The organism is Streptomyces sp. PL-29 (assembly GCF_058344425.1).
On record NZ_CP136996.1, the window covers coordinates 5424487 to 5441807 of the forward strand.

Here is a 17321-nt window from a genome sequence, read left to right on the forward strand (position 1 = left end):
TGATCGGATGTGATGGCGGGGCCGGCCGCTGTTCAGGGGCGGGGCGCGGCGTGGACGTAGTGCTTGGTCTCCTGGAACTCCTCCAGGCCGCGCACTCCGTTCAGGCGGCCCACACCGGACTGCTTGAAGCCGCCCTCCTCGAACATGTCGTGAACGATCGCCCAGGTGTTGGTCCACACCGTCCCGGCCTCGATCTCGCGTCCCACACGCAGCGGACGGTCGACGTCGCGGGTCCAGATCGAGGCGGCCAGGCCGAACTCGGTGGCGTTGGCCCGGGTGACGGCCTCCGCCTCGGTGTCGAACACCTCGAAGGTGGCGACGGGTCCGAACACCTCCTGCTGCACGATCGGGGCGTTCAGGTCGGCGACCTCGACCAGAGAGGGCGAAAGGAACGCTCCGTCGCGTCGGCCGTGTACGAGGACCTTGGCGTACGTGGCAGCGTCGGCGACGACACCCTCGACGCGCCGGGCATTGTGCTCGTCGATGAGCGGGCCCATCTCGCTGGCCGGATCGTCGCCGGGGCCGACCTTCACGGCCTGCAGCGAGGCGACCATGCGGCGCCGGAGCTCGTCCGCGATGCCGCGCTGGACCAGGATGCGACTGCCGGTCATGCAGAACTGGCCGGTGAAGGTGGTGATGGCCTTCGTGAGGACCGGGACGGCGGCGTCCAGGTCCGCGTCGTCGAAGACGATCATCGGGCTCTTGCCGCCGAGCTCCAGGGAGAGCGCCTTGAGGGTGGGCGCGGCGTTCGCGGCGATGAGGCGGCCCACCACGGTGGAGCCGGTGTAACTGATGACGTCCACATCCGGCGAGCTGATCAGCAGTGGCGCACCGTCGTTGCCCGACTCGGTGAAGATGTTCACCACGCCCGCCGGGAGGCTCTCGGTCTGCGCGACGAGTTCGCTGAGCAGACCGTTGACGAGACCGGTCTGGCCCGGAAGCTTCATGACCACGGTACAGCCGGCGGCCAGGGCAGGGGCGAAGGAGCGGACGGCAAGGACGACGGGGGAGTTCCAGGGCGCGATGACGGCGGCGACTCCCGCCCCCTCGCGGAGCGTCATGGAGTAGAGGCCGGGACGGACCTCGGCCGAGCTGCCGTGGTCGCTCAGGGCGAGCGCGGCGTAGTAGCGGAGCTTGGGGATCGTGAGATCGATCTCGAAGGCGGCCTCTTCGAGGATCTTGCCGTTCTCACGGGCGAGCATCGTGACGAACTCGTCACGGCGCTCGGCCAAGCGGTCGGCCATCTCGAAGAGCGCCCGGGCGCGCAGGTTGCGGTCACGCGACCAGCCGGTGGTGTCGAAGGCACGACGTGCGGCGGCGATCGCTGCTGTCGCCTCCTCCGCTCCTGCGTCGGCGAAGGTGCCGAGGACCGTGCCGGTGGAGCGGTTCAGGGACTCGGTCTGCTTGGCCGAGTCGACCCACTTGCCGTCGATGAAGTTGCGGGCGTGCTGCATGGTGATGGGTCCTTGCATGTGTGAGGTGCAGGCTCCGGCGTGGGGGAGCGTGCGGGCGGTTCCGGTGGGCGATGAGGTCTCGTCAGTGCGGGGCGGGGGTCCCACGAGCTCGGCGAGTAGAGCTGCTCGTCGGTCGACAACCCCGACTGCTTCGACACTACGGCGGTGTCTGCCTCGCGAAATCGGTCACGGTATCGGTCATGACAACCGGGGGGACCTCGGTGGGGTGCCCAGGCCGGCCCCGCCAGGGCGGGGCCGGAGACGGTGCGGGTCAGGCGATGCCGGCCAGGGACTTGTGCTCAGTCAGCAGGACCAGCTCCGCCAGCAGGGCCCGCAGGAGGCTCTCGGTGAAGTCGTCGCCGGCGAAGGTGCCGTCGGCGGCGAAGCGCTGGTGGGACTGGAAGACGGTGACCTCGGGATGGGCGACGACAGGAGTCTGGATGCGGTGGAGGATCTGGCGCAGGACCAGCTGGCCACGGGCGGTGCCGAACTGGGACGGTGAGGCGCCGAGGATGGCGGTCGGCTTGTCGCGCAGGACCGGGTCGCCGTCGGCGGGTCGGGAGAGCCAGTCGAGGGCGTTCATGAGCACGCCGGGGATGGCGGAGTTGTACTCGGGCGTGGCGATGATGACGCCGTCCGCCTCGCGTACGCGTCGGCGCAGATCCGCGACAGCGGTCGGCCCCGACCCGTTCTCCAGGTCCTGGGAGAAGAAGGGGAGGGAGCCCAGGCCCTGGTAGAGGTCGATGGTGACGCCGGTCGGTGCGAGTGCCTGCAGGGCGCGCAGAAGGCCGGTGTTGTGGGAGGACCGGCGGAGGCTGCCGGAGATGGCGAGGAACGTCTTGACGGGCATTGAGGTGATCCGATCGGTGGTGCCTGGAGGTGGGAGCGGGCCCTGCGCTGATCGGCGGGGGCACGTTCGGAAGAGAAGAGCTGGCCGGTGGCGGTGCGGCGGTGTCAGCGAGTGGCTCGGTACGCCTGCTTGACGAGGTTCGTGACCGCGTCGGGGCGGCTGACCATGACGGCGTGAGAGCCGTTGACCTCGGTGATACGGGCGCCGGCACGCTTGGCCATGAAGCGTTCCAGAGACGGGCCGATCGCCTGGTCGTTCCTGGCGACCAGAGCCCACGACGGGATGCTCTTCCACGCCGCGTTCTTGAGCGGCTGACCGAAAGCCTCCGCCGCGATCGGCCGCTGGGAGGCGGCCATCAGAGCGGATGTCGCGGCCGGGACGTCGGCCGCGAAGGCGGCGTGGAACCTGGCGGGGTCGAGCATGACCTCGGTGGCGTTGGTGCCGTCGGGCCGGGTGAACGGGAAGGGCGCCGTCGGCAGGGGCGGGACCCCCGTGTTGGGGTGCTGCTCCATCAGCCGGCCGAGGGACTCGCCTTTCTCCGGGATGAACGCGGCTATGTACACGAGTGCCTTGACGTCGGGGATGGCGGTTGCCGCGTTGGTGATGACGGCGCCGCCGTACGAATGGCCGACAAGGATCTTGGGGCCCTTGACGCTCTGGAGCTGGCTCTGCAGGTAGGCCGCGTCGTGGTCCGGGCCCCGCAGCGGGTTGGCCACCGCCCGTACGGTGAAGCCCTGGTCGCGCAGTCTGGCGGCGGTGCCGTTCCAGCCTGATGCGTCGGCGAAGGCCCCGTGAACCAGGATGACGGTGGGCTTGGGCGCCGCCTTGTGCGCGCCGAGGTCCGTGTCGGAGTCTGTGTTCGCGAAGGCGAGTGGCAGGGAGGCCGCGGAGGCGGCCGTCACGACGGCGACTGAGGCGGCGAGGGTGACGGAGCGACGAGTGCGCTTGTGCTTGCTCACGTGGAGTTCCTTGGGGGGTGCGTGCGGTAGGAGCCGCATCGGAGGTGGCCGTGCGCCGGGTCGGCGCGATCGGCCCTGGTCATGTGGAGGCTGTGGACAGGCGGTGCGATCGGCGGAACGCGTGGCCGTGCTGTCATCGCCGTGGCGGTGCGGAGGGTGGGCGCCGAGGCGAGGTGCGGGCGATGGTGATCCACAGGAGGGCCGCGCAGATCCAGGCGGCCGAGCCGAACACGAGCGGGCCCGCTACGGTCCCCTCGCGGCCGGCGCCTGTCGCGGCGGCCGCCGCGGCCGGGAGGAGCGCTGTCCACGCCAGAGGCCGGGGCATGCCCAGTCTGCTGCGGGGGTGCAGGAAGCGGTGGGCGGCGCAGTAGCCCGCGCAGGCCAGGAGTGTTGCGCCGAGCACGTCGCTCGGCCGGTGCCAGTACAGTGCCTGGACCGCTCCGGCGGTCAACGCGAGCCAGGCGGCACCGACGGCGGCGAGGGCGGGCCGCCGGCGCTCCGGGGCGACGAGCGCGACACCTGCGACGAGGGCGGCGGTGAGTGTCACGTGGCCGCTGGGAAAGCTCACCTCGACGAGGTTGTCGTCCGCCCCCACGAGGTCCGGGCGGATGAGGAGGACGTTCTTGAGTACCTGTGATGCGGCGATGGTGGCGAGGACGGTCACGATCGCCGTACAGCCGGCGAGCCAACGCCTCCGGGCGAGGGCGATGGAGGCGATCGCGGTCAGGCCCACGGCGATGGTTTCCAGGTCCTGGGTCAGCGGCGGAGGCCCCCAGGACTGGGAGGCGTCGGCCATCCACGCACCGTCGGCGTAGCCGACCACCAGTGCGTTCTCCGCCCGCTGTCCGAACGGCGTCCATACCGCGACGAGGTAGACGGCAGCGAATGCCAGGAGAGGTCCCGACACGGCCCCGACAGCGGCGACGAGGGCACGTGCGAAGGCTGTGGGACGGGAGACGGCGGTCTTGCACGGTCGTGCCATGGTGGTTTCCGGATTCGCTGGTGGGACTGCCCCGCTGTGGTGTCGAGGAGCCGTCCGGTAGTTGGGGAACGTCGCCTGCGGGCGGAGTGGATCCGCCCTCGCGCATGGGGATCAGCCGTCACCGGGTCTGGGGCTGGGTGGCCAGCAGCCGGGCTCGCTCGTCGCGCTCGGCGACAGTGCGGGCGCGGTTCCTGCGCATCTGGTGCAGCGCTCTGGTACGGGCTTCGGCGCCGAGACGGTCGAGGTACAGGGTTCCGTTGGTGTGGTCGGTCTCGTGCTGGAGGCAGCGTGCCAGCAGGCCGGTGCCATGGACGGTGACGGCGTTTCCCTCCCAGTCCTGCCCGTGCACGGTGGCCTCCGTCAGGCGCCTCAGCTCCTGCTGGGCGCCGGGGACGGACAGGCAGCCTTCACCACGCGTACTCCAGATGTCACCGGCGAGCCGGAGCTCGGGGTTGAGGACGTGGCCGATACGCCGAGTGCCCTCCTCATCCGGGCAGTCGTAGACGAAGAGCCTGAGGTCGACGCCTACCTGGTTGGCCGCCAGACCGGCTCCGTGAGCGGCGTGCATCGTGAAGTACATGTCCCGCAGCAGTCGGGCCAGATACGGCGTCCCGAACTCCACCACGTCGGCACAGCGCCGGTGAAGCACCGGATCGCCGGTCTCGGTGATCGGCTGGTAAGCACCGCCCATCGCCTCTGGCGGCAGCGAACGGTCGACGGCTGAGCGCTTGAACGGGGAGCTGGGCATGCGTATGGGGCCTTCTGACACTGGGGGAATCCGCTGGATTGGAGCGGGACGGCGTGCGATCGTCCATGCGTTGTGGTGTGCCGGGTGACGGCTACGCGTGGTGGGTGAGGACGGCTTTGACCGCAATGCCGGCCCGGACGTCGGCGACGGCCTGGTTGATCTCGGCCAGCGGGTAGGTGGTGATGAGGCGGTCCAAGGGGAAGCGGCCCTGGCGGTGCAGTTCCAGCAGCCGAGGGATGAGGACGCCCGGGGCCTGGTGGCCCATCACGGAACCCGTCACGGTGCGGCCCTTGAGGAGTTCGAAGGCGTTCGCGTTGAGGTCGGCGTCCAGGGCGGCCACTCCTAGGACGGCGGCTGTGCCGAGCGGCGCGAGGACCGCGACGGCGGTGTTCATCACGGGAATGACACCCGTTGACTCCACGCTGTAGTCCACCCCGCGGCCGTTCGTGAGGTCCATGACGGCCTGGGCGGCGTCAGCGGTCGCGGCGTCCACCACGTCGGTGGCGCCCAGTTCCTTGGCGAGCAGGAGGCGTTCGGGCTTGTGGTCGACCGCGATGACGCGGGTGGCACCCGCGGCGACGGCGGCCATGAGGGCGGCCAGGCCGACGGTGCCGAGACCGAAGACCGCCACCGTGCCCGCGGCCCGGACCTGGAGGGAGTTGAGGACCGCTCCTGCGCCGGTGATGATCCCGCAGCCGAGCGGGGCCAGCATGCTCAGCGGCAGGCTGTCGTCGGCGATCCTGACCAGGCTCCGGGGGTGGGCCAGGCCGTGCGAGGCGAAGGAGGACTGGCCGAAGAAGTGGTCGTGGACGGGGCGGGCCGCCGCGTCACGCAGGCCGACCGTGCCGTCCGGGCGGCGGGCATGGAAGTTGAGCGGGATGTGCTGCTCGCAGTAGGCCGGTTGGCCGGCCAGGCAGTTGCGGCAGGTGCCGCACGAGTCCAGGCTCAGTACGACGCGGTCGCCGGGTGCGAAACCGGTCACGGCCGCGCCAACTGCCTCTACGGTGCCGGCGCCCTCGTGTCCCAGGACGACCGGGTGCGGGGTGGGAAGGTGGCCTGCGGCCGCCTCCAGGTCCGTGTGGCAGATTCCGACGGCCTCGTAACGGACCAGGATCTCGTCCGGGCGCGGGTCGTCGAGCGTCAGTTCCTCGATGAGGAATTCCGAACCGGCGTTTCGGGACACGGCGGCAGTGACCGAGGTGGGCATGGCGATGTGCTCGCATTCTCAGGCTCAGGAGTGCGGTCCCGGTATGAGTCCGGGTACCGCGGGAGGGACCGGCAGGGGTGGTGAGGGCCGGTGAGGCGGCGCGGGGCCGCACCACCCCTGCTGTGATCGACTAGCGCGCGGAGCGGCCGAGCACCAGGTCGGCGGCCTTCTCGCCGATCATGATGCTGGGGGCGTTGGTGTTGCCGCTGGGCTCGTGCGGCATGACGGAGGCGTCGGCGACGCGGAGGTTCTCCACGCCGTGGACCCGCAGTTCCGGGTCGACGACGGACAGGGAGTCCAGACCCATCCGGGCGGTGCCGATCTGGTGGTGCCCGGAGACGACCGTGGCACGGACGTGGTCGCGCAGCTGGGCACGGGTCGCCGTCCCGGGACCGGGCAGCACCTCGCCGTCGTTCCATTCCTTGAGCGCGCCCTGTGCGGCGATGTCGCGGAGCATTTCGAGGTTGTCGACCAGCGTCTCCAGATCGCGCGGATCGGAGAACACCTTCGGGTCGAGGACCAGCGGGGCCGTCGGGTCGGTGGAGCGCAGCCGTACCTCTCCGCGGCTGTGCGGGTGCAGCAGCTGGCCCATGGCGGAGAAGCCGTGCTCCGGCAGGTCGGCTCCGGGTACGGGGTAGGCGAACGACAGGAAGAGCGGCTGGATGTCGGGCGCAGGCAGGCCCGGACGGGTCGAGGCGAAGTAGTGGGCCTCCAGGCCCTGTGCCGACCATGCCGGAAGCGGCTGCCTGGACTTCCAGACCAGCGGAGCCGACCAGTGGTCCTGCAGGTTCTGACCCACCCCCGGCAGGTCGGCCCGCACCCGCAGACCGAGGTCACGCAGGTGGTCGGCGGGGCCGATGCCCGACAGCATCAGCAGCTGAGGGGTGCCGAAGACGCCGCCGGAGAGGACCACGTCGTCCACGGCCCGGGCGATGCGCTCCTCGCCTTCGACGACGTAGGCGATGCCGGTCGCGCGGTCACCGTCGAACACGATGCGGGTCACGAGGGCGCCGGTGGTCACGGTGAGCAGGGGACTGTCCTGCACCGGGCGGCCGTAGGCCACCCACGTCGACTGGCGGCGGTGGTGCTTGATGGTGTGCTCGGTGTAGCTCACCCCGTACTGATCGCCGCTGTTGTAGCTGTCGTTGAAGGGCAGGCCGTACTGCTGGGCCGCCTCGACCCAGGACCGCACCAGTGCGTCGGGCCCGGGGTTGCGCTGGACGTGTAGCGGTCCGTCCGTTCCGCGTCCTCCTGCCGGACCTCCCTCGAAGGCCTCCAGACGGCGGAAGTAGGGCTCGACGTCCTGCCAGGACCAGCCCGCCGCGCCCTGGTACGCCCAGGAGTCGTAGTCCGCCGCGGCGCCCCGGACGTAGATCATGCCGTTGAACGAGCTGGAACCGCCCAGTCCCTTGCCGCGCGGCCAGGGGAGCCGGCGGTCGTCCGCGTAGGTCTGCGGCTCGGTCTGGAAAGCCCAGTCCCAGGCGCTGTTCCACAGCTGGATCGAGCCGGTGGGGTCGTGGATGGCCTCGGTGTCGTCCACGGGGCCCGCCTCCAGGAGGAGGACCCTGCGGCCCGCGTCCACCAGGCGCCGTGCGATCACCGCGCCGGCCGAACCGGCGCCCACGACGATGTTGTCGAACTCGTTGGTGCTCATTGCTGTCCTCTTGTTTCAGGTATGTCCGCTGGACCAGGTCAGAGAGCCGTCGGCCGGACCTGTCCGGTCGGCACGGCACCACTCGGTCCGTGCGGGGCGCGCGCCGCATCCGTCACGTGATCCGTCGCTCGGCCTGCGGTGGCCGGACCCGGTCGGAGACCGGACTACGGCCGGCCACGCCAGCGGAACGGCCGTTCCGGCGCCGGCTCAGATCTGACGGGCGACGTGCTCCCCCGCGGCGATGACCGTGAGGTTCGTGGCGGCGGAGGGGACGTCGGGAAAGATCGATGCGTCGACCACCCGCAGGCCGGGCACTCCGCGCACCGCGCCGAGCCGGTCTGTGACGGCCGCCGGGTCGCCGTCGCCTCCCATCGGAGCCGTGGACGTCGGGTGGTGGTACGTGTCCAGGGTGGTCAGCACGGAGGCCAGGATCTCGGTGTCGTCCTTCGCCTGAGGGCCCGGGTTGAGCTCGCGCTCGACCAGCCCGGCCAGAGGTTCGGTGGCCCCGAGCCGGCGGGCGAGCTTGACGCCTTCGAGGAGCCGGCGGCGGTCCTCCGGTTCGGCGAGGAAGTTGAGGTCGATCCTGGGGGCCTCCGCCGGATCCCTGCTGACCAGGGTGAGGGTGCCACGGGAATGGGGGCGAACCAGGGCGACGGCGAGCACGAAGCCGACGCCGGTCGGGCTCGTGGAGTGGTCGAACAGGTGGGTGGCGGTGATGTGGAGATCCAGTTCGCCTTCGGCTGCGGTCGAACTGGCCGTCCACGACTTGGCGCCGATCACAGGTGTCTGCTCGCCGATCAGGTCGGGATCGGCGGCGTACGCGTTGTAGTAGAAGGGGTGGTCCTGGAGGTTCCGGCCCACCGGGAGGTCGGCGATCACCGGGATGTCCAGCGCGCGCAGGTCGTCTGCCGGACCTATGCCGGATCGCAGCAGGATCGCCGCGCTGCCGTAGGCGCCCGCGCTGAGGATCACCTCGGAGGCGCGCAGCTCGGTGCCGTCGGCGAGGAGCACGCCCGTCGCTCTCCCGTCGTCGAAGAGCACGCGGTCGACGAGGACACCGGCACGGATCGTCAGGTTGGGCCGGGAACGGACTTCCTCGGTCAGGTAGGCCATGCCGGTGTTCACGCGCACGCCGTCGCGCACGTTCATCGGGTACGGTCCCACGCCGTGCGGGTCGGCGCCGTTGAAGTCGTCGGTGGGCCGGATGCCGTCGGCCAGCGCAGCGTCGACGAAGGCGCGCTGCATGGTGCTGAGGTCGTCGCGCGTGAGCTGGGAGACGGGGAGCGGACCCGAGCGGCCGTGCAGTTCGTCGTCGCCGGCTTCGGTGGCCTCCAGCGTCTTGAACGCGGGCAGGAGGTCCTCGTAGGTCCAGCCCTTGAGACCGCGCTCCGACCAGCGGGCGAAGTCCGAGGGCAGGGATCGCACCGCGACGGAGCCGTTCACTGCCGAGCTGCCACCGAGGACCTTGCCGCGGAAGGCGTCGACGGGGTGACCGATGAATCCGGGCTCGGACCGGTAGCCCCAGTCGTGCCCCGTCCAGTCGCCGAGTGTGCCGCTGTCGGCCACCCCCGCGGGGTAGGCGTCCGGTGCGTAGGCGGGGCCGGCTTCCAGCAGGAGCACGCGGCGGTCGGGGCTCTCGGTGAGGCGGGTCGCGAGGACGGCTCCGGCGGAGCCGCCCCCGACGACGATGGTGGTGAAGGCTGCGTCGTTCATGCCGACGACGCTAGGCAGGTGCGCGCGTCCTGGCATCGGTCACCGTATCCGTCAGGTGAGCGGCGACGGGCCTTGCCCTCACGCGATCATCCGCAGCCCGTTGTCGAAGTCCACACGGGCCAGCTCCGAGCGGGCCACTACCCCGAGTTTCGGGAACACGTTGGACAGGTGGTGGCCCACGGTGCGGGGACTGATCAGCAGGTGGCAGGCAATCTCCTTGTTGGTGAGGCCCTCCGCGGCGAGCTTGGCCACCCGCAGCTCCTGAGGTGTCAGCACGGATTCCTCGGCCACGCCGGCGGGCCTCGGCTGGGCCCCGGTCAGCTCCAGTTCACTGCGTGCCCGTACGAGCATCGGCTGGGCGCCGAGCCGGGCGAAGGTCTCGGCGGCCTCGGCGAGATGCAGCCGTGCCTCGGTGCGCCGCTTCGCCCGGCGCAGCCACTCCCCGTAGAGCAGACGGGTGCGGGAGTGCCAGAACGGCCGGTCGGCGGCCCCAGGCACGCGGAGCGCCCGCTCGAACCACTCCTCCGCCCGGTCGCCGCTGAGCAACGCCGTGCTGCGGTGCGCCGCAGCAACGGCCCAGGGCACGCCCGCGCGCCGGGCCCAGGAACCGAGGATTTCGGCGGCGGCCTCGCCGACCGTTGGACGACCGGCCCGGACGGCCGCTTCCACCGTGTCGGCAGCGGCGAGCAGCGCGAAGGTGCCGTGGGCCGCGTCATGACCGGTTTCGGTCAGCCGGACCAGGAATTCGAGCGCCTCCTCGGCGCGCCCGGCGAACAGGGCGGCCTGGCCCTGGTTCCAGTAGGCGGCGGCGGTCAGCGCACGCACGCGCCGTGGCACCGACAGCCGCAGGGTGACAGCGCTGAGTTCGGCGACCTCCTCCTCGTCACCGCTCAGCGCGGCCAGCCAGCCCAGGGAGTTGCGGCACTGCGAGGCGGCGTGGTCGGCGCCTATCTCCTCGGCCAGCCGCAGCGTCTCCGTGGCGCTGGCGCGGGCCTGGCTCCAGCGACCCGTGACGATGTCCAGGGTGGCTGTCTGCGGCACCGTCAGGACGAGGGCGTTCGTCGCGTCCGTACGACGCATCACCTCCAGTTTGCGGCCGAGCACGTCGGAGACCGCCCGCTCGGCACCCCACGCCGCGGCGAGCGGTGCGGGTGGCATCAGCCGCCATGACACGGTGCCGAGAGGAGCCGTGACATCCTCCGCGAAGGGCGGCACCGCTTCGGCCTCGCTCCACCACGGAGCGAGAGCGGACAGGACGCTCGCCTCCGGCGTGTCCGCCCCGCACGTCAGCTCCGACAACCGGCGCAAAGCCGCGGCTTGCCGGTCGGGGGATCCCGCGGCCCAGCCGGCCCGCACCGCCAGGCAGGCCAGTTCCATGGCCTTGGTACGGTCCGGCACCGAACCCGCGTCGCGCAGCAACAGCCGGTGCGCGACTTCCTGGTCGCCGTGAGCGAACTCGATGAGGCCGCTCAGACCGCCGCTGTCCTGCGCCACTGTCTGCGTGGGCGCCAGCCGGCCCGCCTGGTCCAGCAGATCCCGAGCCCTGGCCACCTGCCCGCACTCCCAGGCCGCGAGGGCCCCGAGTGACAGGCGGCGGGCCGCGTCAACGGGGTCGGGCGACAGCTCGGAGGCCCGGAGCAGTGCTCGGACGGCCGATGCGTTGCCGCCGGAGGCCGCGTCATGGCGTGCGGTGCGTTCCAGCAGTTCCGCCACCGCTTCGTCGGCCACGTCGGTGGCCGCTGCCAGGTGCCAGGCCCGCAGTCCCTCCTCAGTGGCGTCCCGCTCGAGTGCCTGGGCCAGGGCCCTGTGGGCCGCCTGGCGTTCGGCGAAGGAGGCCGCGTCGTACACGACGGCTCCGACCAGCGGTGCCTTGAACCGAAGCGAGGGGCCCTGGAGGGAGAGAAGCCCCGACCGCAGTACCTCGTCCCAGGCCGCCGCGCCGGCCCCGAGCGTCGCAGCCGCGGCGCGCACCAGGTGCTGATCGCCGCGGTCCTCCGCGGCCGCGACGAGCATCAGAGACCGCGCACCGGGGGAGAGTACCGAGGTGCGGCTTCCGAAGGCGCGGCGCAGTAGGGGGCCGACGGGAAGCCGCGCCCCCGGGCCGGCCGTGAGGGTCGGCAGTTCCCGGAGTGCCAGCGGGTTTCCGCAGGCGGCCGCGACGGTACGGCGCACGGCTTCCTCGGGTGCCGTCGGATGTTCGGTGCGGACCAGCCGCTCCGCGTCGGCGTCGCGGATCGGGGCCAGGCCGATCGCTCGCAGGCCCTCCCAGGGGCCTTCGGCCGCCGGATCGCTGTGGGCGGCGAGCAGCATGGCCACCCGTGATGTGTCCAGCCGTCGGGCGACGAAGGCCAGGCACGCCGCAGTCGGCTCGTCCAACTGGTCCGTGTCGTCCACGGTGATCAGCAAGGGTTCCTCAGCCGCGAGCTCGGTGAGCAAGGTGAGGGTCGCCACGCCGATCAGGAATTGGTCGGTCGCGTGCTGGGTGTGTCCCAGGGCCCCGCGAAGCGCGTCGGCCTGCGGCTTCGGAAGCGTGCCGATCCGGTCGACCAGTGGCCACAGCAGCCCGTGCAGGGCGGCGAAGGCCAGTCTGGACTCCATCCGGCTGCCCCGGCAACCCAGGACCGTGAAGCCGGCCGCTCGGGCGGCGGCGCACTCGAGCAACGCCGTCTTTCCGATGCCTGGATCTCCCCAGAGCACGAGGGCCGATCCGTTTCCCCGCCGTGCCTCCTCCAGGAGTCGGTCGAGCTCCTGCCGCTCTCGATCCCGTCCGTACAGATTCACTTCCGTGCTCCCCGCTTCTTCCCCGTACACCACACGTGCTTCCCCTCGCGAGCGAGGGGGATGTCGCAGTCAGATGCGACCGATACGGTGACCGATGCGCCCGTCGGGCCGGGCCGCCTACCGTCACCGCCATGAGCAGTCATTCCTTCGAAGACGGCGCCCGGCTCGCCGACCAGGTCGCCTCGGCGACAGGCGCCGATCCGAGCGACCGTCTCCTGCACACCCGAGGTGCCTGGGCGGCGGGTGCCTTCACTCCGTCGGAGATCGCCGCCTCCCTGAGTACGGCTGAGATCTTCGCCGTATCCAGCACTCCTGCCACGGTCCGCTTCTCCAGCACGCTCGGAGGCGCACACGGGCACGACGGGGACCCGTCGGACCACGGCATGGCCGCCCGGATCGGCGGCCTCGACCTCGTGATGTTCACTCTTCCGGTCTTCTTCGCACGCACCGGCGCGGACATGGTCGAGTTCCTCCGGGCCGCCAACTCCCCGGACCCGGCGACGGCCGTACCCGCGTACGTGGCCCGCCACCCCGAGGCGGCCGTCGCCCTCGACCTGGCCCAGCAGGCCCGCCCTGCCGCGAGTTTCACGGGCCTGACGTACCACTCGGTGCATGCGTTCGGTCTGCTGGACCCGACCGGTACGACCCTGTGGGCCCGGCTGAGCTGGCGGCCGCTCCGCGCGGCGCAGCCGCTGATCCCCGAGGAGTCCCGCAGCCGGCCGCGGGACTATCTCCGTGCCGGGCTGCACGCCGAACTGCCTGCTCGCTTCGACCTTGTGGCCCACCTTCCGGCCGCCCAGGACGAGGTCCACGACCCCACCCGTCTGTGGTCCTCGGAGCAGTCGGTGACGCTGGGCACCCTGACCCTCGAACGGGCGGAGGTCCCCGCCTCGGAGCCCGGTTTCGATCCGCTGCGCCTGCCGCAGGGCATCGCCGCCCCACTCGACCGGCTGGCGAGAGACCGCAGCGCCGCCTACCTGGCTGCGCAGCGCCGCCGACGCGGCTGAACCGATGAGCGACCCCTGCTGTACGACTCTCGTCGTACCGCTCCCTCATGGCCGTGGTCTCGGCCGACGATGTCGCAAGGTTCATGGGAGGACTCTCGCAGCCCGTTCTCAACGCGCTCTCAACGTCCTCCGAACAACGCTGTGTCGACGTGGGGTGACTCAGTCGACACGGGGCAGGTCTCGCAGGATCCTGTCGATCTCGGCGGTGAAGAGGGCCAGCCCTCGGGGCTCGGACAGCGCGCGAGCCTCCAGCAGGAGCTCGCGGGCTTGCCTGTGGTCGTCCTGGTCGGCGCGGGCACGGGCCAGGTCGATGAGGGCCGCGATCAGCTCGGTCACCGCCTCGCTGCCCCGCAGGTGGCCGACGGCCCGTTCCAGCAGGGGCAGGGTGCTGTCGTCACCTGACGTCAGCGCGACGGCCCGCCAGGCGCGACCGAGCGACACGGCGGTGTCCCATCTCTGTGCGAGCGCGAGTTCGGCCGCCGCCAGCTCCCTGGCGCGCTCGCGTTCACCGGTCTTGAGCAGTTCCATGGCGGCGGAGCTGCGCCAGGCGAGGTACCCGGGATTGTGCAGACCCCAGGCAGCGTTGCGACGACCACAGTCGACGAAACAGGCTGCCGCCTGGTGTGCCTGCCCGCGCGCGGAGTGGAGCAGGCCGCGTACCCACTTCACCACCGGCAGTTCCCACGTCTCGGTGTTGGCGTGCTCCGTCGCGCTGTCGAGCCACTTCTCGGCTTCGTCCGCCTGGCCGAGACCCAGGAGCGCCTGGGCGTACTGGGCGACCAGTGCGGCCGGGCGGCGCGGCACCTGCTCCAGGGACAGTCCGGCCACGGGGGCGCATGTCTCGAGGGCCCGCCGGTAGTCGCCGCCCCGCATGTGGACCTCGGAACGCATGATGCGTCGGTAGATGTCCATCGTCCCGAAGTAGCGGTCCTCGTGGAGATCGCTCAGCTGTCCGGCGAGAGCGAACTGCCCGGCCCATTTCGCGATGTGCGTCAGAATGCCCACCACTTCGCGCGGCAGTTTCTCCCACGCACCGTCCTGGTGGCACTCCGCGGGGAAACGGGACATCGCTTCCGCGGCGCTGTACCGCACCTGGTACGTGTCCTCCCAGGTGAGGACGGCGTTCGTCACCAGGTCGTCGGCCCGGTCCCCTGACGCTCGCGCCGCACGTAGCCGCTCGATATGTACGGCCCAGCTTTCGGGGGTCAGCGCGGCCACCATCCAGGCAGAGGCACGAGCGGCCTCCGCCGCGGCCGGATCGCGCGGTTCGGTTTCGGCGATCACTTCGTCCATGAGGGTGAGGGCGGCTCCGCCGCGACGGTTGGACGCCATCGTCCAGGCCAGGGGGATCAGCGCGGTCGGTGCCCTCCGCGCGGCACGTTGTTCCTCGAGTGCCTCGTGGAGATGGGTCAGCGAAGCGGTGGGGTTGACCCACAGCTCCAGCTGACCGAGCTGGACGAGCACGGCGGCGCGCTGGTCGTGGCCGGCGATGCGGAGCGCCGCCTGGAGGTGGTGGAGGGCCTCCCGGACCGCGTGCTGCCGAAGGCATTCGTCGGCCGCGTCCACCAGGACGGTCGTCCAGGAGGACCAGTGCGTGCCCGTCAGCGCGTCCAGGTACCGGGCGGCCTGCCGGGCGCTGTGCCCTGAGCTCAGGGAGTACCGCGCGGCTGCCACCCGAAGCCGGCTGTCCTCGTCCGGCGAACAGAGCCAGCGCAGGGTGTTGGGCACCAGGGGGTGCCGGAAGCGGGCGGGGTCGGCCGTGGACAGGATGCCGATCGCCGTCAGGCGTTCGCACCGGGCCTGAATCTCGGCCACGGCCTCCTTGCACACCTCCGCGAGTACGTGGGGCGTCGGCTGAAACTCGTGCAGGACCGCGATCGCTCGGAGCAACAGGGCACGGTCGTCCGTGTAGTTGTCCAGCATCAGCGCCATCGCCCGCTTGAAGCGGACGTCCGGGGTGTGCTCGGGCACACGCCGCAGGTCGGCATCGGGCAGGGCACACAGGTCCGCGATCAGCGCCACGACGAGCTTGGGGATACCGACTGTCGCCTCATGGACACTCCGGGCGAACTCCTGCAGGTGAGGAGCGTCCACCCGAGCCGCCGCGAGCTCGGCGATCCCGGATCGGGTGAGCCTGCCGAGGTGCAGAGTCGCCGAGGAGACGTTTCCCAGGTCCAGAGTCCGCCGGTACGCCTCCGGGTCCCAGGGGCGGTCCTCCACCGCCAGCACCAAGAGGACGCGTGTGGAACGCAGCCGCTGTGCCACCAGCGTGAGGACCTTCATCGAGCGCTCGTCGATGCACAGGACATCGTCCACCAGGAGGACCAACGGGGCCCCTGCGGCACTGTCGACCAGAAGGGCGATCATCTGCTCCGCCAGCCGGTGGTCCGTGACGTGGGCCTGGAGAGCGGACGAATCCGCACGACCGTCACCTGCTCCGCGACCGATGCCGCCCAGAATCGCGTTGAGCAGACCGAGGGGCGCGTCCGCGACGGAAGGGCTCCTCGGCAGGTTGAGCCGCCGCGCGGCCGGTACCAGGCGAGCGGCTTCATCGAGGAATCGCGATTTGCCGTGCCCGTAGATGCCGGACACGAGGGCCAAGCCGCCCTCGGCGACTGCCGCTCGCTCGGCGAGCGTCACGATCGCGGCGAGCTGGTCCTCTCGCTCCACCAATGGAGCGGCCTCGGCGGAGGGCTTCGTTGCCGGCGGAAGGACAGCGGGGGCCGTGGCGGTCACGATGACGGGCGACGTCTCCTCGTACGCGCCGGACGGCGACCGGGACAGGATCCGGCTGTGGAGGGCGCGCAGCTCAGGGCCCGGGTCGACCCCCAGTTCGTCGATCAGGAGCCGCCGGGTCCGTGCGTAGACCTCCAGTGCGTCGGACTGGCGGCCGGCCAGATGCAGTGCGCGCATCAGGAGGGCACGCGGGCGTTCGCGCAACGGGTGCTCCGTCGTCAGCACCCTCAGCCGGTCGATCACGGAGTCGTGCCGGCCGAGCGCGATCTCGACATCGAGACTGTCCTCCAGGACGGCCAGACGGCGCTCGGTCAAGGTCGCGCGCCACATGGCGGCATACGGGCCGGGTATACCGGCCAGGGGTTCGCCGCGGTACAGCCGCAGTGCTCGGTCGTAGAGCTGCTCGGCCTTCTGCCACTCGGAGTGCTCGCGTGCGTGCTTGCCCTCGGTGACCACCTGCTCGAACTCGCCCAGGTCCGTCTGATCGTCCTCGATGCGCAGCTGGTAGCCGCCGTGCCCCGACAGCAGCACGGTACCGGCAGCCCTCGGTCTTCGCTCCGGTTCGAGGACTCGGCGCAGTCCGGCCACATGCGTCTGGATCACACCCACACCACTTGTCGGGGCGGAACCCTCGTAGAGGGCGGCGAGCAGGCTCTGGGTGGATACCCACTGGCGGCGCCGGAACGCCAGCGCGCAGAGCACCGCCCTCCGCTGAGGGGGCCCCAGGGGCAGCCGCCGGTCACCGCGTAGGGCCTCGACACCACTGAGGAAGGTGAATCGAACCTCTGCGATCGACGAAGGCCCCTTCTCCGGCGAATCCCCCACACTATCCTCCGAAGCCATCCGATATGCGAAGAGATGCATCTTACCTGGCGCGCGCCACCTGACCTGGTCAGATGCCATCCTCGCAGAACCGGAGGCGAGGGCTCGACAGTCCTATCGGAGCCCTGTGCCAGTAGCGGAGACACGCGGTTGCCCGCCCTGTCCGCCGCGGGTCAGGTGGGTCATGGGGTGGTTGCCCCAGATCCACTCCGTGTCGATCTCTTCTTGAAGGGCGGGCTCGATGCCGACGCCGCAGTCGCGCTGGAGGTCTTGGGCGGCCTCCTGGGGTGTAGTAGGGCTCTTCGCGGTCGATGCGGGCGAGCATCATGGAGCCTGCGCCTGTGTCGCGGACGCCGCGGGCGGCGAGGGCGATGCGGGCCTCGGTGCTCCGACGATCACCCTCGGCTA

The 17321-nt window shown here is 71.1% G+C and carries 11 protein-coding genes; 1 reads left to right on the plus strand and 10 read right to left on the minus strand.

Annotated elements, in window-relative coordinates:
- Nucleotides 1-32: 32 nt before the first annotated feature.
- The 9 genes from R4Z63_RS24980 to R4Z63_RS25020 all read right to left on the minus strand — a co-directional run bounded on the left by R4Z63_RS24980 (nt 33) and on the right by R4Z63_RS25020 (nt 12381).
- Nucleotides 33-1454, minus strand: coding sequence for an aldehyde dehydrogenase family protein (locus R4Z63_RS24980; protein WP_384452161.1), 1422 nt, complete (start codon nt 1452-1454; stop codon nt 33-35).
- A 271-nt stretch (nt 1455-1725) separates the two neighbouring features.
- Complete coding sequence (locus R4Z63_RS24985) at nt 1726-2304, minus strand: NADPH-dependent FMN reductase (protein WP_384452158.1); 579 nt, start codon at nt 2302-2304, stop codon at nt 1726-1728.
- A gap of 104 nt (nt 2305-2408) precedes the next feature.
- The gene (locus R4Z63_RS24990; protein ID WP_384452155.1) at nt 2409-3263 is read right to left on the minus strand and encodes an alpha/beta fold hydrolase; all 855 of its coding nucleotides are present in this window, start codon (nt 3261-3263) and stop codon (nt 2409-2411) included.
- Nucleotides 3264-3396: 133 nt separating this feature from the next.
- Nucleotides 3397-4245 carry a phosphatase PAP2 family protein gene (locus R4Z63_RS24995; protein WP_384452152.1) on the minus strand — a complete coding sequence of 283 codons (849 nt, stop codon included), beginning with the start codon at nt 4243-4245 and terminating at the stop codon, nt 3397-3399.
- 118 nt (nt 4246-4363) lie between these two features.
- On the minus strand, nt 4364-4993 hold the full coding sequence (def, locus tag R4Z63_RS25000; protein WP_384452149.1) for a peptide deformylase: 630 nt from the start codon (nt 4991-4993) through the stop codon (nt 4364-4366).
- Nucleotides 4994-5084: 91 nt separating this feature from the next.
- Entirely contained in the window at nt 5085-6176 is a 1092-nt protein-coding gene (locus tag R4Z63_RS25005; protein ID WP_384452146.1) for an NAD(P)-dependent alcohol dehydrogenase, read from the minus strand.
- Between the two features lie 154 nt (nt 6177-6330).
- Nucleotides 6331-7854 carry a GMC family oxidoreductase gene (locus tag R4Z63_RS25010; RefSeq protein WP_384452143.1) on the minus strand — a complete coding sequence of 508 codons (1524 nt, stop codon included), beginning with the start codon at nt 7852-7854 and terminating at the stop codon, nt 6331-6333.
- Between the two features lie 207 nt (nt 7855-8061).
- A complete protein-coding gene (locus R4Z63_RS25015; protein WP_384452141.1) occupies nt 8062-9567 on the minus strand; it encodes a GMC family oxidoreductase in 1506 nt (501 codons plus the stop codon).
- 78 nt (nt 9568-9645) lie between these two features.
- Complete coding sequence (locus tag R4Z63_RS25020) at nt 9646-12381, minus strand: helix-turn-helix transcriptional regulator (RefSeq protein ID WP_491522592.1); 2736 nt, start codon at nt 12379-12381, stop codon at nt 9646-9648.
- A gap of 98 nt (nt 12382-12479) precedes the next feature.
- On the opposite strand from R4Z63_RS25020, the gene R4Z63_RS25025 reads away from it, so the two are divergent.
- A complete protein-coding gene (locus R4Z63_RS25025) occupies nt 12480-13355 on the plus strand; it encodes a catalase (protein ID WP_384452135.1) in 876 nt (291 codons plus the stop codon).
- A gap of 159 nt (nt 13356-13514) precedes the next feature.
- On the opposite strand, the gene R4Z63_RS25030 is transcribed toward R4Z63_RS25025, so the two are convergent.
- Entirely contained in the window at nt 13515-16694 is a 3180-nt protein-coding gene (locus R4Z63_RS25030; RefSeq protein ID WP_384452132.1) for an ATP-binding protein, read from the minus strand.
- Nucleotides 16695-17321 lie beyond the last annotated feature (627 nt).